The organism is Oceanobacillus salinisoli, from assembly GCF_009733865.1.
GTDB lineage: Bacteria > Bacillota > Bacilli > Bacillales > Amphibacillaceae > Oceanobacillus > Oceanobacillus salinisoli.
The window spans coordinates 1-23,214 of sequence record NZ_WOFB01000007.1 but is presented as its reverse complement, the minus strand read 5'-3'; the positions used below and the strand labels follow the sequence as shown (position 1 = coordinate 23,214).

Genomic DNA, 23,214 nt, shown 5'->3' with positions numbered 1-23,214 from the left:
TCGATAACTAATGATGAAGGAATGATAAATGATGATAAAAGGTGTACTAGACCGTTTTGAAGGTAACAATGCCGTGATCCTCATAGAAGAACTAAAGGAAGAAATGGTAGTTCCTCGCGAGAAACTACCTGAAGGCAGTATGGTAAATACGTATTTCAATCTAGAGAAAAAAGATGATAAATTTGAGATTGTATCGATTGATGAGCACGCAACGATGAGTGATTCACAAAAATCCTCTGATTTAATGGCAAAACTCCGGTCCAAGAGCAAAGGAAGCAAATTCAGGAAATAAGCTGGGTGCCCGCGCTGGAGCACTGGGAACTGGATGCATGGGTTCAATGGGGTGCCTGTCACTTCCTGAGTTTTGTCGAAATCGCTCGAATGTTTGAATGTCGAATGTTTGAATGTAAAAAGCCGCTTTCCTTTCTTTAGAATGGAAACGGCTTTTTTAATTCATCACTTCGACAAATTTCGAGCTTTTCCGGGAAGTGACAGGCACCTAAAAATCGGCACTCAAATGGAGCGCCAAATTAAAACAGCAGATTGATTCCGCCCAAGGCTGCTAATGCCAGAATTAATGTTTGGAATACTTTTTGTGGTATGAGTGGTAATAATCTTACTCCAATTAACGCTCCGATTATAATTGCTGGCACCATCCAAGCATTGAATACAAGAGATTCTTGATTAATTAATCCCAATTGAAGGTAGAAAGGCACTTTAATAATATTTACAGATAAGAAAAACCAGGCGGATGTTCCTACAAATTCTGTTTTAGGCAAGCCTTTGACAAGCAAATAGACGGCCATCACCCCACCGGCAGCATTTCCAACCATTGTGGTAAATCCACCTAATACCCCCATTGTTCCTGTAAATATCCTTGATTTCGGAAGCATTTCATTAAATTTTTCTCCTAATTTATCACGCCATAAATGCAATCCAATCATGGCTAAAACAATCATTCCAATTAACGGCTCCAGCTGTGCACTGTTTATGATGTCTAACACAAAATACCCGGCAACGATCCCCATTAAGACCCATGGAATGAGAGATATTAGATATTTCCAAACAACGTGTCTTCGATAATAGAAAATCGCAAAGCAATCACCAACAAGCAGCATAGGAAGTAAAATTCCAACCGATTCTCTGGCAGGAAAGACAAACATCATAATGGTTACAACCAATATAATCATGTTTGGCAGACCTGATTTAGAAAATCCGATAAAGGTCGCACATAAAATGACGACTAGCCATTCCACGACAGATAAATCAAACATATGTATGCTCCATTCTCTTGAAGTTATGAAAATAGGAATCTCATTTCATTGTTACTTAATTTTGGAAATATATCAATCTAAAATTAAACTGAAAACTAACTATTAATAATCAGAAAAAACGACATGGAGCTAAACATCACATAACCCCTCACCCTTCGACAATATTCTACAAATATCGGGAAGTGACAGGCACCGACATCAAGAAGCGGTTGTTTTTCCGTTCGACTTCGACTGGTGTGCTGTAAAATTTAGAAAGGGTGTCGGTTGTAAGAATATCTTTCGTGTAGCCCTTTTTAAACACCGATCCCTCACGAAGCAACAAGCTCTTTGAAAATGCCGGTAGGATTTCCTCTATATGATGAGTTACAAAAATAATCGTAGGTGTATTGTCCTGGGCTGCTAAGTTTTCAACGACCAACAGCAGGTCTTCACGGGCAAGAAAATCGAGTCCACTTGTTGGTTCATCCAAAATTAATAGTTCCGGTGAACCCATTAGTCCTCTGGCAATCAAGATCTTTTGCTTTTCCCCCTGTGAACAAGTTTGGTATGTACGACCGATTATGTGACTGCAGCCAAGCTGGTCCATAATATGATAGGCTTTTTCAAAATCGGTATCGTTTGTCGATTCGTACAGCCCAATCGATGCAAACTTTCCACTGACGACAATCTCCTCCGCTGTCGCAGTTTCCTGAAGCCGTTCCTGAAGTGATGAACTGACCCAGCCAATTGATTTTCGCAGTTCACGCATATCCGTTTCCCCAAAAACTTGTCCTAACACAGATACTCTTCCAGTCGTCGGCCATATATATCCATTAATCATATTAAGCAGCGTCGTTTTTCCTGAACCATTCAGTCCCAATAATGCCCAATGCTCTCCCTTCCATACTTTCCAATCTATGTCCGAAAGAATGAATTGCCCCTGTCTTTTCCAAGAAACATCCACGATATCTATTACGGTTTCCAACTGTATAATCTCCTTTCTTTACAAAGCAATTTAATAATTACTTCGATACATCTTAGGAAATTTCCTGCATTTCTATATTTTTTGGCGCCTTTTTGGTGCTCGGTGCCTGTCACTTCCCGGTTTTTGTTGAAAAATGTCAAATGAGTGATTCGCATAAGGGCAAGTACCCATACCTTCTATTCTGTTCATGCATAATGTAAAAATATAAAAAAGGATAGAAAGGGGAGTGTGGGTTTTGAAAAAAGGAAATTTTCCAGAAGGCTTTGACATTGATATGACACCACTTCATGATTTTATGCGCAAAATGGACTCCATGTTTAATGAATCCTTTAAACATCTGAATACTAATTTTAAATTAGGCAATTTCCATGTGGATGTCGATGAAACAGAAAAAGATATTATGGTAAAAGCAGAACTACCCGGATATAGCCGCGATCAAATTAAACTGGAAATCATAGGTAACCGCTTAAAGATTGCAGTAGAGGATACGAATAGCTTTGAAGGGAAAGATGAAAAGAAACATTATTACAGCAAACAGGAGTCCTTTCAGCGTAAAGAGCGCATCATTACTGTTCCATTTAATATCCCTGAAAAAGAAACTAAAGCATCTTTTAAAAATGGTCTGCTCAAAGTGGTTATTCCAAAAAGAAATTCTAATCGTAAGTTTATTGATATTGATGAATAGTTTATACATGGATTTGCCAGCCCATCTAAATGATGAGGCTGGCTATTTTTTAAAGTATACTATAATATTTTTCGACATAATTCGGGAAGTGACAGGCACCAATAAGGTTTTCCATTTATTTAATTTCCTCGTTCACACGTGTCATCACTGCCTGGCGCAGGTGTTCAAGTGCTTTTACACTTGCCTCAAGTGATTCATTCTTTACACCGAAATAAAACTTAATTTTCGGTTCAGTTCCAGATGGACGAAGACAGAACCATGAGCCGTCATCTAATTTGTATTTCAGCACATTGGATTTAGGCAAAAGAATTTCTTCATCTTTGTTTTCATTAACCAATCGGCGCTTACTAACTTGGTAGTCCTCTATAACCACCACTGTTTTACCTGCCATTTCTTTTGGAGGTTTGCTGCGAAATGCTGCTAAAATGCTATTAATTTGCTCGGCTCCATCTTTTCCTTTTAACGTCAATGATTCCAATCCTTCACAATAGTAGCCGTATTGCTGGAATACGTCCAACAAGCCTTCATAAAGCGTCATATGTTGAGACTTATAATAAGCAGCAACTTCAGCTATTAACAAACATGCTTGAACGGCATCTTTATCACGGGCAAAATCCTTCACTAAGTAACCATAGCTTTCCTCATATCCAAATAAGAAGCTTCTTTCACCAGATTCTTCAAATTCTTTGATTTTTTCACCGATAAATTTAAAGCCGGTTAATGTATCCATTGTTTCTAAACCATGTGCTTCTGCAATGTCCCGCCCGATTTCCGATGTTACAATCGTTTTTAACACTGTAGCATTGTCAGCGAGTACACCTTGTTTTTTCTTTTCCGTAATCAAATAATGGAGTAATAGCGCACCGACCTGATTCCCGGTTAATACCTGGTATTCTCCTTTATCATTACGTACCGCTACACCAACACGGTCTGTATCGGGGTCCGTTCCTAGCAGGATGTCTGCATCATTTTTCTCCCCATATTGAATGGCTAATTCAAATGCCGCATGTTCTTCAGGGTTCGGTGACTTCACTGTGGAAAAACTCGAATCAGGATGTTCCTGTTCTTCTACCACTTGAACATGCTTAAACCCAATTGCTTCAAGCCCTTTTCTTACTGGCCTGTTTCCTGTACCATGGAGTGGTGTATAAACAATTTTAAAATCATCTGCAACTTCTTTAATAACATCAGGATTTACAGTGACAGTTTTTAATTGATCTAAGTAAGCCCTATCAACCGTCTCTCCAATCACATTAATAATTCCTGCTGCTTTCAGTTTTTCCTTATCTCCCACTTTTACCGCTAACTCGTTTTCTACTGCATTTACTTTAGTGATAATTTCTTCCGCAATGGCGGGCGGGATTTGCGCCCCGTCTTCGCCATAAACTTTGTAACCATTATATTCTGGAGGATTGTGACTAGCTGTAATAACAATTCCACTGTAGGCGTTTAAATATCTCACTGCAAAAGACAATTCCGGCGTAGACCGAAGTGATTCAAACACATATGTATGTATACCATGCTGTCCAAGGGTTTTCGCTGCTTCCATTGCGAAGTCAGGGGATTTAAAACGACAGTCATAAGCAATTACTACACCTCGAGCTTTTGCTTCTTCACCGTGCTCTTCTATGTATTGTGCCAATCCTTCGGAAGCTTTACGGATGGAATATATGTTCATTCGGTTTGTACCAGGTCCTAATTCTCCCCGAATGCCACCCGTACCAAATTCCAATGTTTTATAAAAACTGTCTTCTAATTGCTTTGAATCCTCTTCCAGCTTTTGTAGTTGTACTTTTAATTCCTCATCTAAATCCGAAAATTGTTTCCACTTACTATAATTCGTTTTCCAACTCAATAAAATACCTCCGTTCAAACTTAATTTCTGAAATATCTATATATCATGTCTATTACATTATACTTGCCCACCCCGCTTTAATCAAAGGGGGTTTTTTGTATAATTAACAAACAAGAATATGACATAAAAATATTTCTCGGGAAATATTTCGACAGTATACAGGAAAATATTTACATTCAAATGAACAATCAAAAGTGCAAGTGCCCGGTTAGAGAATTACGGGTTGCTTCTTCCATGTCAGATAATTCGATGTTATCGCGTTAAGTGCTGTATTAATCGAACAACTCGCTACTAGCGGATTAGATGAACTTGATCTTTACAAAATTGAATCTAAGCATTTATAGCGAAGAAGAAAAATGCACCTTTATAGCGGTATGCAGGCGCCTGAGCGTAGGCATACCGCTATAATTCGGCCTTTCTCAATAATTAGAGTCAATATTTATATTTTCATGGTGGTGTAGAAAATCCCGCTACTGCTTTAGCACTAGAGCTGAACGTGGATTCTTTAAATGAAGATTTAATAGACCAAATTTTTATATCTTCCTGCCATGTAACGATAAAATAACACTCTATCCATTCCCTGCCGACAATAAACGACAAAATCCGGGAAGTGACAGGCACCTGCTAAGCGTTTTGAATGGATTGGTTTTCGCTATATAAGTGGCAGCTAACTTGATGCTGGCCTCCTAAATATTGGTTAGCTGGTTTAGTGGTTTTACAGATGTCCATTTTGTGTATGCACCTACTATGAAATGGACAGCCTGCAGGTGGATTGGACGGATTTGGCAGGTCACCCTCCAATACAATCCGATTCTCCGCTTCATTATGCATTAATATAGAAGAAAACAACGCTTCTGCATAGGGATGTTTTGGCTTTGTCCCGAGTTCTTCTGTTTTGCCAATCTCCATCAATTCCCCCAAATACATGACAGCAATTCGGTCACAGAAGTATTGAACTACATTCAAGTCATGAGAAATAAACAAATAAGTTAAATGATACTTTCGCTGTAAACTTTTTAACAAGTTCAAGATTTGGGCCTGAACCGATACATCTAAAGCTGACACGCCCTCATCAATTACAATCAATTCAGGGTTTAATATGATCGCAGAGGCAATGGCAACTCGTTGTCTTTGACCACCACTGAGCTCATGGGGATACCGGTTCAAATAGGAAGCGTCCAGTCCAACCTCCTCAAGCGTTTGCATGATTTTCTGCTTCCGATAGGATTTGTCGCCAATTTTATGAATCTGGAGTGGTTCATTCAGTATCCAGCCGACTGTTTTTTTTGGATTAAGGGAGGAATATGGATCCTGAAACACAATTTGCACGTCTTTTCTCCATGCTTTTCGCTCTTTCCTGGAAAATGTCGAAACATCCCTTCCTTTATATTTCACCACTCCAGAAGTCGGTTGAATTAATTGCAACATCACCTGTCCGATCGTTGATTTCCCTGATCCACTTTCTCCTACAAGACCAAAAGATTCACCTTCATAAAGCGAGAAGGTCACACCATTAACAGCCTTTACATACGCATCTCTCCCTGAAAAGTTGCCCTGACTTTGCTTATAATGCTTAAACACATTTTCAACTTGTACGATTGGTTCCTTCATGACGTCGTTACACCACTTTTCGTATAGAGGTGACATTTCACGGCATGGGTTCCTTCCAGCAATCTCGATTCCGGGTACAGTTCTCCACATTGCTCCATGCGCTCCAGACAACGATCTGCAAAAGGACATCCTCCCTTTCTCTCTTGTAAAGAGGGTACTTTTCCAGGAATCGTATACAATTCCATTCCTCTTTTCCGATGGTCCGGTATCGATTGAATGAGTCCTTTTGTATATGGATGCTTTGGATGTTTTAAAATTTCCGATACGGTTCCTTCCTCAACAATATGACCAGCATACATGACGAGAACCCGATCACAAACATGGCGAATAACTCCCCAGTCATGGGAAATGAAAATCATCGACGATTTGCGCTGAAGTTTTATTTTTCGAAACAGTTCTAAAACTTGCGCCTGGATTGTTACATCAAGGGCAGTTGTTGGTTCATCAGCAATAATGAGATCGGGTTCAGCGATGAGAGCGATGGCTATCACCACCCGCTGCCGCATGCCGCCCGATAACTGATGGGGATAGGCTTTGTATAACTCCTCTGCTCGGGGTAACCCAACCTCCTGCATCATTTCAATCGTTCGTTTTTTCCTTTCCGATTTAGATAAATTTGTATGTTTCTTTAAAACCTCTGAAATTTGTTTTCCGATGGTAAGTAATGGATTTAGTGCTGTCATCGGTTCCTGAAAGATTATCGAAATTTCCTTTCCACGAACCTGCTGCCATTCCCGTTCATTGTACTTCAGTAGATCCTTTTCCTTATACGACACTTTCCCCTGTTTCACAGCTGCATTGTCAGGCAAAATCCCTAATATTGCCTGAGAGGTTAAACTTTTTCCACAGCCTGATTCACCAACAATACCTATTACCTCATCTGGAAAAACAGAGAATGTAATATCTTCCAATGCCTTATATTTTCCATCTGCAAACTGGAAAGTAACGTTCATATTTTCAACAGCTAATAGCGGTGTACTCAATGAATTGCCCTCCTAGCATTTCTCTTCTAATCCCGAAAAGGTTGGATTCACCATGGCATTGCAAGAGCTTATGCAACCATGTCTTCATCATATCCTTCATAACATAACAAAAGGTACCACTACACCTTTTTATCCTGCTTATCACGCAGACCATCCGCAAGCAAATTAAATCCAAGCACTAATAGCGTAATTGCCATGCCAGTAATGACAACATACCATGGGGCTGAATCAATATAAGGTTGTGCTTCCTTCAACATCCGCCCCCAGCTTGGTTCTGGAGGTTGTACACCCAAACCAAGATAACTTAATCCTGATTCAGAAAGGATTGCCCCGGAAAAGCTGAGAGCTGCTGCAACTAAAATTGGTGAAATCGCATTTGGTAAAATATGATGAAAAATGATTCGAAATGAACCTGCCCCTTTAGCAATACTCGCTTTGACAAAATCATACTCTTTGTACTGGATAAAGCTGCTTCTCGTTATTCTGGCAAAAGCCGGAATACTCATGATTCCAAGGGCAATAATCGTATTGGTCATGCCTGTACTGAATACGGCAATAAGCATAATGGCAAGCAAAATTCCCGGAAACGCAAACATTGCATCCATAAGCCTGCTGATAATTTCATCCAGCCATCCACCAAAATATCCGGCACATGCACCTAAAATAAAACCAAATACCAGACCTATTACAACTGATGATATGCCAATAATGAAGGCTGTTTGCGAACCTTCCATAACCCGGGACAATATATCCCTGCCGAAATTGTCGGTACCAAAGGGATGATCAAGAGACGGGGGTGCCAGGCGGTTGGCCGAATCCATTGCCTGGGGAACATGCGGTGTATAAAATATACTAATCAGCATCATGACGACGAGCGCCCCCACTAGACCAACCCCGATATGAAATGGGATGCTTTTCGTTTTTCGCATTCCACTCACCCCTTCTGCCTGATTCTTGGGTCCACTATTTTGTATAGGATATCTACGATGAAGTTAATCAGAAGAACAAGCACTGCAATGTATAGCACCATCGACTGAACTAACGGAAAGTCCCGTGATGTAATCGACTGAATAAGAAGATTGCCAAGCCCTGGGAGGGAGAATACATTTTCAATAATAATGCTGCCACCTAGTGTATCCGCTACAATCAGACCCATTATTGTCAAAACTGGAATCAGTGAATTTCGTAAAATATGCCCATATAATATGGTCCGCTCCTTTAAGCCTTTTACCCTTGCTGTTCGAACATAATCCATTTTTGCCTGATCTAATATCGTATTTCGCAAATACCGAATAACAATTGCAATATTTCCGATTGCTATGGCTAAGGACGGGAGGAAAAATGACTGTAATGCACCAATAAAATTTTCAGACCATGGGACATAGCCATAGGTCGGAAACAACTGTAATATCACACCAAAAACTAAAATAAGGATAAATCCAAACCAAAAGGACGGAATGGAAATACCAAGCTGGGTGACGATATTTAACATAACCGATACCCATTTCCCATCAAAACGGGCAATCAAAATCCCTAAAGGCAGTCCCATGCATACCGTAAGAATAAGTGATAATATAGCAAGGGATGCGGTAATTGGAATTCGGTCCATTAGGATATCACGGACAGGAAGCTGGTACCGTAAAGACTCACCAAGGTCTCCCTGAAACAAACCAGCTACCCAATCCAAATACCGTTCGACTGCCGACCGATCTAATCCCAGCTGTTTTTCCAATTGAGCAACCTGTGCTGGTTCTGCATCCATTCCGAGTATAATTTGTGCTGGATTGCCAGGTAAAAGCTGAAATACAAAGAAAATGATCACCGACACCATCACAATCGTGAAGAAAAAACTGGATAGTTTGTAAAGAATATACCTCACTGTCCCAGACTCCTTATGAAAGATGTAAAAAACTTATTGTGATTCCAACACGTTCTTATCGATTCATTCTTTAATTTTTAAATCCTCTAGATTAAACTTTTGAATTGGATACATGTTCAACCCTTCTAAATCACTTCGCATCGCAATCGTACGGTCTGGGTCCATGATATAGACACTTGCAGCTTCTTCAGTCAATAGTCGTTGTGCTTCTTTGTATAGTTCTGCCATTTCCTCTTCATCGGTTGATGCTACAGCCTTTTCAATAAGTTCATCATAATCTGGATTATTGTAGTTCACAAAGTTACTGCGGTAATCACTAACATATCTTACGAGTACTTCATATGGATCTATTTCTCCAGTAAAAGCTATAATGGTTGATTCATATTGTTCATCCTGATAAACCGTCTCCAGCCACGTGCTGAACTCAATTAATTTAATTTCTACGTCAATGCCAATCTGACTTAGCTGTTCCACGATTACTTGTGCCGTATCAACATGGAACTGATAATCAGAAGGTACTGTTAACTCTAACGAAAAACCATCTGCATAGCCGGCTTCCGCTAAGAGGGCTTGTGCTTCCTCGATATTTGGTGCATAGTAATCTTCTAACCCTGGTTCATAATAGAAATCCATCGCCGGGCTGAAATTCGAACCCAGTTTCGTGCCCATGCCATCAGCAACGGTTTCGATAATCATATCTTTATCAACTGCTAGGTTGATAGCTTGGCGGACACGAACATCATCCAAAGGTTTGACCTCATTATTCAATGCCATGAGCTGCACCATATTTTGTGGCCCTGACACAGTGTTCACCGTATCTCCAAGCTGGAGTAAGCCTTGTGCACTCACTCCAGGAATAATATCAATTTCACCGGCCTGCATAGCTAAAATAGCCGCTTCCGAATCCGGCATGACTATAAAACGGACTTCATCGATTTGCGGAACCTTTTCCTCGTTATAATAGTCTTTATTCTTTACCAAAGTTAATTGCTGTCCAACTTCATATTCTTGAAATTTAAATGGACCGGCACCAATTGGTTTCGTGCTTTGTTCCTCATACCCCACAGGCAAAATGGGACGAATATTGGCGGCCAAAAATGCTGAGTTACGTTCACTTAAAGTAATCACAATTTCATAATCAGAAGGGGCTTCTATTTTTTCAATTCCCGCAAACAGAGATGCTAACGGTTCTCCTCCATTCAACCCACTTAATTTTTCATAGGAATAGATAACATCCTCTGCGGTTAGCTCAGAACCATCATGGAAAAGGACTCCCTCCTTAAGTTGAAAGGTGTAGGTCAATCCATCATCAGATACCTCAAAAGAATCAGCAATGGCTGGTATTAATTTTCCGGTTTCATCCGTATCCAGCAATCCGTCAAAAACGTTATCCATCATAGATTCAGTGTCTGCTGCTTCGGATATATATGGATCCAAATTATCCACTTCGGTACTCATGGCGATTCGAATGATTTTATCTTCCTGAGCTAGCGCTTCTGTTGCTTCCGTTGCATCATTTCCAGGTGCTGAACTTGTCCCATCGGTTTCGGATGTATTGGAACTGGAACATGCCACAAGGAAAAATACGGAAATAGTGATAAATAACAACCCTTTTAACATTTTCATTTTAAAATATCCCCCATAATTTTAATATTTCTTTTTTTGTCTGTCTTCGCACCAGAAACTTTCTAATCCAATGTCTATTAATTTTTAGACGGATTAACTATTAATACGTACTTATGTATTCTTATCCCCTCCTTATTTACACATTGAGAAATTAGGTAGGTGTATCTTCCATCAGTCGTTTTTTTCAACATCACTGATTTGCTGTTCCCCACTTATTGAAAATCCGATTTTTTGAAGTGGCGGTCTGTAACCAGTTAATACGTGATAAAATGTTATCCAGGAAATCGGTTCGACGTTTTTGTTCAAAACTAAGAAAGTATAAATTTGCGCTTTGATGTCTAGTTCCATCGCCCAGCGACTAGCGGACTTCCCTCACCTCCGTATGATAAAGAAGACTTGCCGATTGGTGAAACCAGAGGCTTAGTCGCACTTATACCCTTGCGGTGAAAGTCAACATCGACTCACTCCGTTCGTCGTGTTTCCTTTATCTCCTACGGGGACTGTTCGGTTAAAACCGCCGCTTTGCGCTGCAACACCGAACCACCTGGCATGGCCAGGTGCAGTCCGTACGTCGCTAAACGGGCGCTTGCGCTTTTCTTATTAAAATTTTAGTGTTATGTATGATATAAAATCGATTGTAATATATGTAGCCTCATTTAAATATAAATAATTCGTCAAGGAATACCATAATTCCTTCTTTCTATAAAGAATTTTTTAAACTTTCTAAAGGTGGTGCCTGTCACTTCCCGAATTTTGTCGAATGAGTGTATAAAAAAAGCTAGAATGAATTGCTCTTGAACGGGGCAATTATTCTAGCTTTCTTTGCATCGTTTGGTCCAGCGGTGATTTTATAACTTTTTCCAAACTTCTGCATAGACTTTTTTCAGTGGGATATTATGCTCTTTAGCGATTTGTTTGCATTCCTCATATTCTGGAGAACTTTGGAATACCTCTCCCTTTGTGGATATGCCTTGCTTTACGGTTACCATTCCCCATTTCGTTTCCACCGTGATAAATCTTCGTTCCATGCGATGTACAGTAATTGGGTAATAACGAATCCCTAATGTCGTTGTTTCCTGAAGCAATATTTCCTTCATCTTGTCCAGTTTTTGACTAGAGCATAGGAGTTGAAGCAGGATACCTGGGCGATTTTTCTTCATATAAATCGGCGAATAAAAAACGTCATTTGCCCCTGCTTCAAACAGTAGATCCATAACATAACCGAGCCACTCACCTGAAATATCGTCCAAATTCACTTCCATTTTCACCATATTATCGTCAATATGCTCATTATTTGGAGGATGTTTTGCTCCCAACATTTAACACGCCCTTTCTTTCCTACTTCTGTCGCGCCAATCTGTCGATCAATACCGCACTGTATGCTCCACCAAAACCATTATCAATATTCACAACACTTATCCCGCTTGCACAGGAATTCAACATGGTCAATAATGCTGATAACCCTTGAAAATTTGCTCCATATCCAACACTCGTTGGTACCGCGATAACCGGGTGTGAAACTAGCCCGCCAACCACACTAGGCAAAGCCCCTTCCATACCTGCAACAACTACCGAAACCGTTGCACCCTGAATATCTTTTGCCTGGTCCAGTAAACGATGGATCCCAGCTACCCCGACATCATAAAACCTCCGAACATTGCTGCCCATCACTTCCGCGGTTATTGCCGCTTCTTCTGCTACTGGTAAATCTGAGGTTCCTGCGCAAAGCACCGCAATATAACCGGCTTTGTCCGTTGTTCCAGCAGCATTTGCTTTCCAATACAAAATCTTGGCTATTTTTTCATATGTTAGTTCCGGATGAAGCTTGAGGATTTTATCTGCCTTCTCCTGTGAGATTCGTGTTATTAAAATATCATTATCCTTTGACTTTATTGCTTCCAGTATAGATGTAATTTGTTCGACTGATTTCCCTTCACCGTATATAACTTCCGGAAACCCTTGACGTTTCTTCCGATGGTGATCCACTTTGGCAAAGCCCAAATCCTCATAAGTTGCCAGCTGTTTCTTTGCTTCCTCAATACTTAACGTCCCATCCTGAACCTGCCTTAAAATATCTTCCATGATGGTGCCTGTCACTCCCCGATTTTTGTTGTATTTTGTCGAATGCATGGATAGGCCTTTAGCCTTCTGAGCTGCTTGGCATCATTCTCCAATGACTACGCGCAGCACATTTGGATGATTCGGAAATGTTTTGGTTCCTGCTCCGTAACCAACTTCTTCTACTTTCATAGAAGGAAATGCGCAAAATTCATTTGCCAATACGGCTGCAATCGCAGCTCCAGTAGGCGTTGTCAATTCTGCTTTCAATTCACTTGCCGCAATGGGTACCCCTCGTAAAATCTCCAATGTCGCTGGTGCCGGAACCGGATAAACTCCATGATCAATATGAATTTTTCCAGAACCAGTTGGAACTGGCGCAGATTTTATTTCTTCAATTTCAAGCTGCTCGATTAAAATCGCCGTTCCGACAATATCAATAATCGAATCGACTGCACCTACCTCATGGAAATGCACATCCTTAAGCGGCATCCCGTGAATATGTCCTTCTGCTTCCCCAATTTTTTTAAAAATCCGTAATGACATGTCTTTTACTTTTTCCGATAAATCAGAGTCCGAGATCATCTTCACTATGTCCCGATAGGCACGATGATGATGGTGGTGGCCATGGTGATGATCATGCCCATAATAATGACTGTGGGGATGATCGTGATGATGTTCATGGTCATGAGAGTGTGCATGCGAATGGATATGGTGGTCATGTCCATTGCCATGAGGGGCGACCTCATGATTATCTTGATCCTGTCCATGAGAATGGCCGTTTGCTCCATGATGATGACTATGATCATGGGAATGAGCTTCACCCCCGTGACTATGTACATGAAGGTTAATATCGGTATCATGTCCATCATGATGATGTCCTTCATTGTTCAAAATAACATCAAATTTAGTTCCTGTAATCCCATTCTTTACGACCTTTTGGAATTTTAATTCATATTCGTCTTCTATATGCAGTTTCTTTAGTTCTTTTTGTAAATGGGAAAAATCTCCTCCTGCATCAAGAAGAGCGCCAATCGTCATATCACCACTTAAACCTGAAAAACAATCAAGATATAAAATTTTCATGTGTATTGCTCCTTTAACGTATATTGCTTGTCCTATGTAATAGCTGTATTTAATTTAGACTTCTTCAAAAGGATACCCACTTTTTACAGCCCAACACCCCGACAAAATCCGACAATTTCCGGGAAGTGACAGGCACCAAAAAGGCACCCAAAAAGAAAAAAAGCAGTTTTCAATCTGCATTAAGATTAAAAACTGCTATAGGATTGTAAATGATATCAACGTTTTATGCATTTGCAGCAAGTTTTTGTTCAGCAGAAGCAGAAACCTCTGGCAATACTTCATTCATGCTACCTGTACGATAACCGCGAAGGTCAACAGAAACATAATCAAAACCAAGTGATACAAATTTATGCTGAATTTGTTCACGTTTTTCCAATAACTCGATAATTTTATCTGCAGCTACTTCGATACGGGCAACATTATCATGATAACGTACACGAACTTCCTCAAAGCCAATACCTTTTAGATAAAGTTCTCCTTGGTTTACTTGTTCAACAATGCGTTTATTTAATTTTGTTCCATATGGGAATCTGGAAGCTAAACTGCAGGATGCAAGTTTATTCCATACTGGAAGATTCAATTCTTTTGCAAGGGCACGAACTTCTGTTTTGTAGAAGTTTGTTTCCTGAAGCACGCTGCGTATTCCTTCCTCTGTTCTAGCTTTTAAACCAGGACGGAAATCTTCCTCATCATCCATAATCATGCCATCCAATACATATGGATAACCCATTTCTTCTGCTAACTTATTTAAATGAGAATAAAGTAATTTTTTGCTGTAATACCAGCTATCCGGTGTGTTCGCTACGATGTTCGGATTTTCCAATTCTTTAATCTCTGTTTGATGAACACGAACGCCCATCTCCTCCGCAAATTTGACAGCAGCATCAAATTCAGAATCACGGAATAATTCAGAGTTAACAACTACTGCTAATACATTGTCGTCTCCCAATTCCTGCTGTGCTCTCTTTAAAACAACTGCACTATCTACTCCACCAGAAAACGCAACCATAACACGGCCCATTTCTCGCAATGTTTCACTCAAACGACGGTTCTTCTTAAGCATTTCAGTCATTCCATTCACCTCATTTTCCCTGTCTAGGGGATTTTCAATTTAAGATGTTCGTTTCCTTACATCACATATAAAAATACCATGCACTACTACGATTTATCCTATATCAAATTAGTAATATATTATCTAAAATAAACATACTTTCTTTTTGTTTAGTTGTCAAACAAAATGGTGCCTGTCACTTCCCGGTTTTTGTCGTTTATTGTCGGTTCATTAGGAGAATAATAGTTTATGTATTTTTTATTTAGAAGTTTTTCACTCTCTCCTCGCCATCGCCTTCAATTTTAATCCAGCATCCATCTTATTCCTTGAATAATCATCACCCAAATTGGCATGGACAAAAGAATCCCCCATGTTAATCCTTTTGCAAAATTTCCGTCTTCATTCATGTTCATATCCCCTTTAACTAGTTCAAAAAGCCACGCATCTAATAAAAAGGATTGACATATTATACCTATTTCTATTCATTGCATTTTATGATTATGTTTATCTGGAGAAAACATTAAAAGCTACTAGCCATTTCTGTGCCTCCACACTAGACTAGTAGCTTCACATCTCATCCATTCGACAAATTTCGGGAAGTGACAGGCACCTCCAGCTTAATTTCTTCGTCTGCTTCCATGTATTCTTCGTATTTTTTTCGTTTATCTCTTTCTTCCCCTAAGAATGATTCTAATACAAACTCTGGATGTAATAACGAAAATCTCTTTTGATTCGAATGCATGTAATCATAATAACTACTCCAGCGATATTCTATTGGATCTTGAATAATTCCGGCTTCCAGTGGATTTAAATGGATATAGCGACTTACCTTCAGCATTCCTAATGGTGAGTCAATATGGTCTGCATAATATCGCTTTTCAAAGACATGTCCACTCAGTCCATTTTTATTGTTGTAATAATCGGCATAGCGTTTGTTAATGTGAAACATAACTTTGGATAGTGGCTGTTGTTGAGAACGTATTTGAAGATGAAAGTGGTTGGTCATGAGGCAATAAGCAGCTAAATCAAAGGGTGTCTTCCTATTTGTTTCTTTCATCACATGCAGAAAAAACTTAAAATCTTCTTCCTGCCGAAACAATTCCTCTCGACGATTCCCCCTGCTAGTTACATGATAAAAAGAATCCTCAATCCATGTTCGCCTTTTTCTTGACATAATCTCAACTCCCCATACGTAATTAAGGAAAACATAAACAATTTCTGTACGAAAGTCAAAGTGCTGAAAATCAATTATTATCTGTTTTTCCTTTTCATTTTTAAATAAACAGTAATGGGAATTTTAAAATCATAGTGCCAAAAGGAGTCTGAAAAGTAATTTCGGTTTTTTTTATGGTGCCTTTATGGTGCCTGTCACTTCCCGACTTTTGTCATAATTTGTCGTTTGTTTCACTAGGGAAGAACCGGTATTTTTTCCAGTATTTATCCTATTCCATTTCTTACAGAACCCGGATACAATAAATGAGCAATGACATTCAGACTAAAGGAGACGATTCATATAAAAAAGCATATTTTATCTGTTGCATTAGCCTCTACCATTCTATTTACCGGGAATGCTCTTACTGCTGAAGCAAGTTCAACCACCTATACAGTTCATTCGGGTGACACCCTTTGGAGTATCTCACAAAAGAGCAATATTTCTGTTGCAAATTTAATGGAATGGAATAATTTAACCTCCTCAAGTATTGGTATTGGACAAACTTTACATGTTGCAAAACCAGTACAATCCTCAACAACTTATACCGTAAAAAATGGTGACTCCTTATCATTGATTGCTAGAAACCATGGAACAACAGTTGATGCTATTAAGCAATTAAACAACCTAACGTCAGATATGATTTATGTTAGACAAACATTGAAATTATCCGGCTCACAAAACATTTCGGAAAATAACTCTGGTACTTATACTGTAAAATCAGGGGATTCTCTTTATGCCATTGCTAAAAGCTATGGAACAACCGTACAAGCTATTAAAGATGCGAATCGTTTAACTTCTGATACTATTAGTGTTGGACAAACATTAAACATTCCATCAGGATCCACAAAATCATCCCAGCAAACAGTATCACACCATGTTGTGCAAGCTGGAGACTCATTAACTGCTATTGCTAAAAAATATGGCACTACTGTTCAATCATTAAAACAACTAAATGGATTAACGAATGACATCATTTATGTCGGGCAAAAACTTAACCTAACTTCAAATACTGGTAATCTAGTGGAACAGCAGCCAAAAGTAAATATAGCAGACTCCCTTATTACAGAAGGAAAAAAACACTTGGGCGTTCCATATGTTTGGGGTGGTACAAGTCCTTCAGGGTTTGATTGCAGCGGATTTTTAAACTATGTATACTCTAAAAATGGAATTTCTCTCCCTAGAACAGTGGAAATGATTTGGAGTGCAGGTAAATCTGTTTCCTCTCCTTCCAAGGGTGACCTAGTATTCTTTGAAACATACAAAGCAGGTCCATCTCATGCAGGAATTTATTTAGGTAATGGCCAGTTCCTCCATTCTGGCTCATCCACTGGCGTAACCATCAGCAGTATGGACAACCCATACTGGTCTCCACGATACCTTGGAGCAAAACGACTACATTAAAAAAGCGAACGGTGCCAGGCACCGTTCGCTTTTTCTATACTATGCACCAACACTTCCTGCATTCGACAAATTTCGGGAAGTGACAGGCACCTTTAGAGGCACCTCTAAAAGCACTTCTATTCCAGTAATCGCTCAATTTCTGTCATCAGTTCGCCGGCTCTTTGCCAGTCGCCTGCTGATAAGGCATCTTGATACTGTTCGAATAGGTCAGAAACTTCCTGCAGCATTTCATCAGCACCCAAGATAGGGTCTGCACCTGGTATTTCCGTTTCTCCCTCATCCACAGCACCTTCATCTTCTGTTCCATCATCTATTCCATCTTCAGCAGGTAGCCCTTCTTCGTCAAGATCAGGAATTTCCTCAGGTTCTATCCCTAATTCTACACGTCTTAAAATTTCCTCCAATGCTTCATCAAAGGTGGCCTCCATTGCAATATGATCCCCATAGGCAACAATAACCTGTTTTACTTCAGGAAGGGATGTTTCATTGGAAGACTCAATGTAAATTGGTTCCACATACAAAATCGTATCTTCAATCGGAATTGCAAGTAAGTTCCCACGAATTACCGATGAACCCCCTTGTGACCATAAGTTCAGTTCCTGTGAAATGACACTATCCTGATTGATACGATTTTCAATCTGCTGCGGCCCATATACGTTTTCCTGTTTAGGGAATCGATAAACAATTTTTTCCCCATAATTTTCTCCATCATTACGGACACCAATCCAAGCAATCATATTCTGCCTATTTCTTGGTGTATAAGGCATCATTAGGATAAACTCTTCTTCCTCATATTCTGGCAATTTCATCGTAATGTAGTATGGATCCATCTCGATATCTTCATCAAAATATCTTTCTGTCGGGAACTGCCAATAGTCTTCCCGATTATAGAAGAGTTCCAGATTAGTCATATGATAGGTTCCAAATATCTCCGCTTCAATCTTAAACAAGTCTTCAGGATAACGGAAGTGACTCCTCACATCATCAGGAATTTCTTCTGAAAACAAATCAGGGAACATATTTTGATACGTTTGTACAAGCGGTTCTTCTGGATTCGTAATATAGTAATGAACCTCACCAGTATACGCATCGATCACAACTTTTACTGGGTTTTTAATATAATTCTTTCTTCCTTCATAGCTTTCCGCATATGGATAGCCTTCTTCTATTAAATAGGCATCCATCATCCATGCTAAACTTCCATCATCACGAACAAAGATATACGGATCATCATCATACTCAAAAAATGGAGCGATTCGCTTCACACGGTCCACAATATTACGAGTTTGCAGCAATTTACTATCACTGTTGATTTGTCCGGAAACGAGAATACGGAATGAACCTTCATCCACTGCAAATAGTAGGCGATTTAACCCTATCAGCGGTATGCCAGCCTCTTCCTCGTAACGTGTTGTTACATTCTCATCCCCCGCCGGATAGTCAAATTCATTTACCTCTGTATCAACAATTACACTGTCATAACTTTCTTCCCCATAGTAGATTTGCGGTCTCTCAATATCGAGTACCCCTTGTGGCGGAAGATTTCTGACCATATATTGTGGCTGACCTTGAGATGTAACCTCATTCACCTGACTCATTGTAACCCCATATCCATGCGTATAGCGAAGAGTTTGGTTCAACCATGTTTGGGCTTGTGAGGGCAAATCTACCGTATTCAATTCCCTTGCCCCGATAAATACTTGCTGGTACTCACCATCTATTTCATACCGGTCAATATCAATATCATTAAACTGATAATACGTTCTAAACGTCTGCAGCTGATTATAGACATCCAGAAGTGGTCTTGCATCATTAATTCGCACATTATCAAGGGTAAGTTTATTTCTTTCAATCATATCTTCATCAAGGGAATCAACATTGCCTGGATGTTCCCTTTCTTCCATATTTTCCAAATCATACGCAGCCCTTGTAAAATTCAGATTATGTTCCAAATAAGGCTTTTCCCGGGAAAATTCATTTGGAGAAACAACAAAATTTTGAACAACAAATGATGCACCCTGCCCTAAAATAATTAATCCGAAGTAGACAGCAATAGGTGTTATAACTTTCTGGATACTTCCTTTTCTAAGGGAAATGATAATCCAGATTGCTCCAATAATGGCAGCTGCCGCAAGAATATAGGAGACTGGAATATTAATCACACGGTCTGTGTAGCTAAGCCCATGCACAACGCTTTCCTGGAACATATTTACCCGGTTTGTCAGCAATGTTCCAAATGGTTCTAAAAGGTGTGTCATCGCCAGGAGAATTCCCACGATTACCACTGTTATACCTAAATGGGTCTGTGCCGATCTGCTCATACGATACATATGAAAAACAGAATAGGCACCAATTTCAGCGATTAAAATAAAAATACTAAAACTTAATAATAGATTAATAACAAATTGCAGAAATGGCAGGACATACATATAGAATGAAATATCCCTATTAAAAAATGGATCCGTCTCACCAAATGGGACATGATTCATTAGCTTCAATGCTGGTTCCCATCCAATTCCCTGAACAGTAACACTTCCTATTAAGCCTATGAAAACTGAAACAGCAAAAATGATCCAGCCCATAACTTTCCCCTGGCGAAAAACCGGTGGCAGCTGGTGGGGATCAAAATGTGTTGTATAAGAACGCCTAATCCAAAACATCGTAATATAAGTTACCACAGCAAATAGGATAAACCCTATTACACCAAGCATTACTTTCGTCATAAATATGGTGGTAAACACAGAACCAAAATCCAGTGAATCCATCCATATGTATTCTGTAACCCAATTCAGTCCAAGCGTACCGATAATAAATAACATGAAGACGATTCCAATTATAATACCTGAACGATTACCGAGTTTCTTTATCTTTCTCATCAGTTGTTCATTCGGACCATTCGGGCCGTTTGAACCGTTTGTTCCTCCCCTAAAATCCATCTCATACCTCCTATTAACACTAAATTCATATACCTATATGTTAACAGAAACAAAGCATAATGTCGCTTAATTTGAGATTTCAATGGGGTGCCTGTCACTTCCCGAAATTTGTCGAATCAGATGTGGATTCTCTAAAAATTCAGAACTCTCCTGAAGGACATCCATTGAACTTTGAACGCTGATAATTTCGTGTATTCTTAAAACTTGACTGTGGTGTCACTTCCTGAAATTTGTCGTATAGAGTTAGCTTGTTTTTCTTATTCTGCCGGGGATTGGTTTATGGATGTTCTTAAACTCATCCAGTATATTGCTCGAAGGATTTTTTATAAAGGTCACTTCATTTACATGTTTTTTTACAATAGGCATTACATAATGGATTCGCTTCATATCTTTTTCCAAGTGTTGGATTGCATAAAAAAGAATGGTATCAATATTCTCTTCAGTATGAACAAGAAACTTTATCATCTCATTCAAAGCAGGACGCTTCATATTGGTTGCAGGGTATCCGATATCACTGTATTTTTTTAAAATAAAAAGATGATGTATTTTACTGTATCGCTCTATTTCCGCTTCTTGACCTGCATAGAATTCGCTTGATTCCACCGGCCTTATGGTATATAAGATACTTGTTTTCATATTGTTTATCCACCTTTAGCATACGGACATAAACAAGCCATCATATACGGATGGCTTATTATGCCAGTATCAACAAAAACTCACCCTTTCATACATCTCCTACAATCACCTTTAAACACCATTGACAACCTTTGCAAATTAAATCAAAATGTAAATTATGGTTGATACTTTCTACAAATGAAAAAGGGTAACCTTATCAACATATAAGAGGTGGATCAATGGAGCTGAAAGAAAGAATTGTTTTCATCATCGGACTTTTCATTGCTTTATTTGGTTTTTTTATCGGAGCGATTTTTACTGTTGCCGTTACAATGACCGACTATTCGCTGCCGGAAGAGTCCCTTATAACAGATATGACAATCGGCCTCATTTTAGGACTCGTACCTTTGTTGTTCGGAATTTTTATATGTGCACGGATGATAAAGAAAAGAAAGCAGCGTGAAGAAGACTTACTGGAAAATGAGATTCTCAAACTTGCTGCAAATTCAAAAGGGAAAATAACCACGGCTGAACTGGCAGCCAATACAAATCTGTCCATTCTCGATGCGGAAAGAAAGCTGGAATATTATGTGAAAATTGGCGTTGCTGAAAGACACATATCAGATGGGGGCGTCTTTGTCTATTCATTTCGTAGTGTTATTTCCGAAGAAGAAAAACATCGCTCTAAAAACATAAATAAATATTAGTTTTAATGATTAAAGTCACTATACCTAAGTAAGGTAATAGGGCTTTTTTGGTACATTAGAGAGCATGGAGTTCGCTAAGCTTTAGGCATTTACCTTAGATGGCTTAAACAGAAAGAAAGTATTGCTGCTTAAATTCGACAAATTCCAACAAAATCCGGGAAGTGACAGGCACCTCGATGGCACCTCGAAAAGCACACTAAAGAATAGCAACTGATGTTTCGGGATATACCTAAATCGTGCGAATGAAATTTTTATATTTTAGAGGAGTTTTCCATCGTGATTCAGATCTTAGCAGTAAATTCTGAAAACGAAAGAACATTAGACCGGAACCTCGATAACTTCCAGTTTGAACATTATAAATGGTGGTGGATCGATTTTAACAAACCGACCGAAGAAGAAATTAAAAAGCTTGATAAGATCCTGAATTTCCATCCGCTTGCCATAGAAGATTGTATTCAGGGACAGCAGCGTCCAAAGATGGATTACTATGATGATTTTTCCTTAGTTGTTACCCATACGATTGGGGAGAATCACTACAATCAGCATGAAATTGATTTTTTCCTTGGAGATCATTTTATTGTTACGTTTCATTTGACAGATTTAATTGAGGTAAACCAAGTATGGAATGAACTAATCAAACGTAAAGATATTGACAATTGGGATGAATTCCGAGTTTTCTACGAAGTTTTCGATAAAGTGGTGGATAACTTCTTTCCCATTATTTACGAATTGGAAGATCAGATTAATGATGTGGAAGAAAATCCAAATCATTTAAGCATGAATCTTTTACTTGACCGGTTATTTGAATTGCGGCATGAACTCCTGAAATTGCGTCATACTATTAATCCGATTCGGGATTTACTTTATCGCATCTTGAATTCCCATCATTTGGAGGGCATTCACAGTCGGCGTGAATATTTTGCAGATATCTATGACCATCTACTGAAGCTATCAGAAATGGTGGATTCCAATCGGGACATAACAAATGACATCCGCGATAATTTTATTTCTTTGAATTCCTACCAGCAAAATCAGGTGATTCAAATACTTACCATCATTACTTCCATTTTTGCACCGCTAACTTTTATTGCTGGTATCTATGGGATGAATTTTGTAAATATGCCAGAATTGGAGTGGCATTATGGCTACTTTATCATATTAGGAATCATGCTGCTCGTATCTATCATCATGATATTCTGGTTTCGAAAAAAAGGATGGTTTTAACCCGGGCCATTCGACAAAAATCGGGAAGTGACAGTGAACGCCCCCC

General features: G+C 39.2%; 20 protein-coding genes. 5 read left to right on the top strand and 15 right to left on the bottom strand.

The genetic code is table 11. The annotated features are described in order from the left end of the window. Positions 1-31 precede the first annotated feature (31 nt). A complete protein-coding gene (locus GMJ66_RS06800; RefSeq protein WP_197046625.1) occupies positions 32-292 on the top strand; it encodes a DUF3006 domain-containing protein in 261 nt (86 codons plus the stop codon). A 238-nt stretch (positions 293-530) separates the two neighbouring features. Here the strand turns inward: GMJ66_RS06800 and GMJ66_RS06795 are convergent, their stop codons facing one another. Further along, on the bottom strand, positions 531-1,274 hold the full coding sequence (locus tag GMJ66_RS06795; RefSeq protein ID WP_156289569.1) for a sulfite exporter TauE/SafE family protein: 744 nt from the start codon (positions 1,272-1,274) through the stop codon (positions 531-533). 166 nt (positions 1,275-1,440) lie between these two features. Then, the gene (locus GMJ66_RS06790; RefSeq protein ID WP_156289568.1) at positions 1,441-2,238 is read right to left on the bottom strand and encodes an ABC transporter ATP-binding protein; all 798 of its coding nucleotides are present in this window, start codon (positions 2,236-2,238) and stop codon (positions 1,441-1,443) included. A 235-nt stretch (positions 2,239-2,473) separates the two neighbouring features. On the opposite strand from GMJ66_RS06790, the gene GMJ66_RS06785 reads away from it, so the two are divergent. Then, complete coding sequence (locus tag GMJ66_RS06785) at positions 2,474-2,923, top strand: Hsp20/alpha crystallin family protein (protein WP_231514843.1); 450 nt, start codon at positions 2,474-2,476, stop codon at positions 2,921-2,923. A 115-nt stretch (positions 2,924-3,038) separates the two neighbouring features. Here the strand turns inward: GMJ66_RS06785 and GMJ66_RS06780 are convergent, their stop codons facing one another. The 11 genes from GMJ66_RS06780 to GMJ66_RS06730 all read right to left on the bottom strand — a co-directional run bounded on the left by GMJ66_RS06780 (position 3,039) and on the right by GMJ66_RS06730 (position 16,246). After that, positions 3,039-4,778: a phospho-sugar mutase gene (locus GMJ66_RS06780; RefSeq protein ID WP_156289567.1), complete on the bottom strand. Its 1,740-nt coding sequence runs from the start codon at positions 4,776-4,778 to the stop codon at positions 3,039-3,041. Positions 4,779-5,402: 624 nt separating this feature from the next. Then, positions 5,403-6,389, bottom strand: a complete 987-nt coding sequence (locus GMJ66_RS06775; protein ID WP_156289566.1) for an ABC transporter ATP-binding protein — start codon at positions 6,387-6,389, stop codon at positions 5,403-5,405. Next, positions 6,386-7,372, bottom strand: a complete 987-nt coding sequence (locus GMJ66_RS06770; RefSeq protein ID WP_156289565.1) for an ABC transporter ATP-binding protein — start codon at positions 7,370-7,372, stop codon at positions 6,386-6,388. The genes GMJ66_RS06775 and GMJ66_RS06770 overlap by 4 nt, the downstream gene beginning before the upstream one ends. Positions 7,373-7,491: 119 nt before the next feature. Then, positions 7,492-8,301, bottom strand: a complete 810-nt coding sequence (locus tag GMJ66_RS06765; RefSeq protein WP_156289564.1) for an ABC transporter permease — start codon at positions 8,299-8,301, stop codon at positions 7,492-7,494. Positions 8,302-8,306: 5 nt separating this feature from the next. Beyond that, positions 8,307-9,251 carry an ABC transporter permease gene (locus tag GMJ66_RS06760; RefSeq protein ID WP_231514842.1) on the bottom strand — a complete coding sequence of 315 codons (945 nt, stop codon included), beginning with the start codon at positions 9,249-9,251 and terminating at the stop codon, positions 8,307-8,309. A 63-nt stretch (positions 9,252-9,314) separates the two neighbouring features. Continuing rightward, complete coding sequence (locus GMJ66_RS06755) at positions 9,315-10,877, bottom strand: ABC transporter substrate-binding protein (protein WP_156289563.1); 1,563 nt, start codon at positions 10,875-10,877, stop codon at positions 9,315-9,317. An 848-nt stretch (positions 10,878-11,725) separates the two neighbouring features. Next, positions 11,726-12,196: a nickel pincer cofactor biosynthesis protein LarC2 gene (gene larC2 / locus GMJ66_RS06750; RefSeq protein WP_156289562.1), complete on the bottom strand. Its 471-nt coding sequence runs from the start codon at positions 12,194-12,196 to the stop codon at positions 11,726-11,728. 19 nt (positions 12,197-12,215) lie between these two features. After that, positions 12,216-12,962 (bottom strand): nickel pincer cofactor biosynthesis protein LarB, encoded by a 747-nt coding sequence (larB, locus tag GMJ66_RS06745; protein WP_156289765.1) that lies wholly within the window; start codon positions 12,960-12,962, stop codon positions 12,216-12,218. 78 nt (positions 12,963-13,040) lie between these two features. Further along, positions 13,041-14,021 carry a nickel pincer cofactor biosynthesis protein LarC gene (gene larC, locus GMJ66_RS06740; RefSeq protein ID WP_156289561.1) on the bottom strand — a complete coding sequence of 327 codons (981 nt, stop codon included), beginning with the start codon at positions 14,019-14,021 and terminating at the stop codon, positions 13,041-13,043. Positions 14,022-14,244: 223 nt separating this feature from the next. Further along, positions 14,245-15,093 carry an ATP-dependent sacrificial sulfur transferase LarE gene (larE, locus tag GMJ66_RS06735; protein ID WP_156289560.1) on the bottom strand — a complete coding sequence of 283 codons (849 nt, stop codon included), beginning with the start codon at positions 15,091-15,093 and terminating at the stop codon, positions 14,245-14,247. 553 nt (positions 15,094-15,646) lie between these two features. Continuing rightward, positions 15,647-16,246 carry a transposase gene (locus tag GMJ66_RS06730; RefSeq protein WP_156289559.1) on the bottom strand — a complete coding sequence of 200 codons (600 nt, stop codon included), beginning with the start codon at positions 16,244-16,246 and terminating at the stop codon, positions 15,647-15,649. Between the two features lie 309 nt (positions 16,247-16,555). Between GMJ66_RS06730 and GMJ66_RS06725 the strand changes: the two genes are divergently transcribed. After that, complete coding sequence (locus GMJ66_RS06725) at positions 16,556-17,686, top strand: C40 family peptidase (RefSeq protein ID WP_231514841.1); 1,131 nt, start codon at positions 16,556-16,558, stop codon at positions 17,684-17,686. 116 nt (positions 17,687-17,802) lie between these two features. Here GMJ66_RS06725 and GMJ66_RS06720 read toward each other — a convergent pair whose 3' ends face one another. Both GMJ66_RS06720 and GMJ66_RS06715 read right to left on the bottom strand, forming a co-directional pair. Continuing rightward, on the bottom strand, positions 17,803-20,622 hold the full coding sequence (locus GMJ66_RS06720) for a UPF0182 family membrane protein (protein ID WP_156289558.1): 2,820 nt from the start codon (positions 20,620-20,622) through the stop codon (positions 17,803-17,805). A 243-nt stretch (positions 20,623-20,865) separates the two neighbouring features. Further along, positions 20,866-21,258, bottom strand: a complete 393-nt coding sequence (locus tag GMJ66_RS06715; protein ID WP_156289557.1) for a recombinase family protein — start codon at positions 21,256-21,258, stop codon at positions 20,866-20,868. 218 nt (positions 21,259-21,476) lie between these two features. On the opposite strand from GMJ66_RS06715, the gene GMJ66_RS06710 reads away from it, so the two are divergent. Then, positions 21,477-21,944 (top strand): hypothetical protein, encoded by a 468-nt coding sequence (locus GMJ66_RS06710; RefSeq protein ID WP_156289556.1) that lies wholly within the window; start codon positions 21,477-21,479, stop codon positions 21,942-21,944. 276 nt (positions 21,945-22,220) lie between these two features. After that, a complete protein-coding gene (corA, locus tag GMJ66_RS06705) occupies positions 22,221-23,168 on the top strand; it encodes a magnesium/cobalt transporter CorA (protein ID WP_156289555.1) in 948 nt (315 codons plus the stop codon). Positions 23,169-23,214: the final 46 nt, after the last annotated feature.

Bases quoted from the DNA above. Each gene is read 5' to 3' on its own strand.
- GMJ66_RS06755 (WP_156289563.1), bottom strand. From the start codon at position 10,877: ATGAAAATGTTAAAAGGGTTGTTATTTATCACTATTTCCGTATTTTTC.
- larC2 (WP_156289562.1), bottom strand. From the start codon at position 12,196: ATGTTGGGAGCAAAACATCCTCCAAATAATGAGCATATTGACGATAAT.
- GMJ66_RS06720 (WP_156289558.1), bottom strand. From the start codon at position 20,622: ATGGATTTTAGGGGAGGAACAAACGGTTCAAACGGCCCGAATGGTCCG.
- GMJ66_RS06710 (WP_156289556.1), top strand. From the start codon at position 21,477: ATGGAGCTGAAAGAAAGAATTGTTTTCATCATCGGACTTTTCATTGCT.
- larE (WP_156289560.1), bottom strand. From the start codon at position 15,093: ATGACTGAAATGCTTAAGAAGAACCGTCGTTTGAGTGAAACATTGCGA.
- larC (WP_156289561.1), bottom strand. From the start codon at position 14,021: ATGAAAATTTTATATCTTGATTGTTTTTCAGGTTTAAGTGGTGATATG.
- GMJ66_RS06725 (WP_231514841.1), top strand. From the start codon at position 16,556: ATGACATTCAGACTAAAGGAGACGATTCATATAAAAAAGCATATTTTA.
- GMJ66_RS06795 (WP_156289569.1), bottom strand. From the start codon at position 1,274: ATGTTTGATTTATCTGTCGTGGAATGGCTAGTCGTCATTTTATGTGCG.
- GMJ66_RS06765 (WP_156289564.1), bottom strand. From the start codon at position 8,301: ATGCGAAAAACGAAAAGCATCCCATTTCATATCGGGGTTGGTCTAGTG.
- GMJ66_RS06800 (WP_197046625.1), top strand. From the start codon at position 32: ATGATAAAAGGTGTACTAGACCGTTTTGAAGGTAACAATGCCGTGATC.
- GMJ66_RS06715 (WP_156289557.1), bottom strand. From the start codon at position 21,258: ATGAAAACAAGTATCTTATATACCATAAGGCCGGTGGAATCAAGCGAA.
- GMJ66_RS06775 (WP_156289566.1), bottom strand. From the start codon at position 6,389: ATGAAGGAACCAATCGTACAAGTTGAAAATGTGTTTAAGCATTATAAG.
- GMJ66_RS06730 (WP_156289559.1), bottom strand. From the start codon at position 16,246: ATGTCAAGAAAAAGGCGAACATGGATTGAGGATTCTTTTTATCATGTA.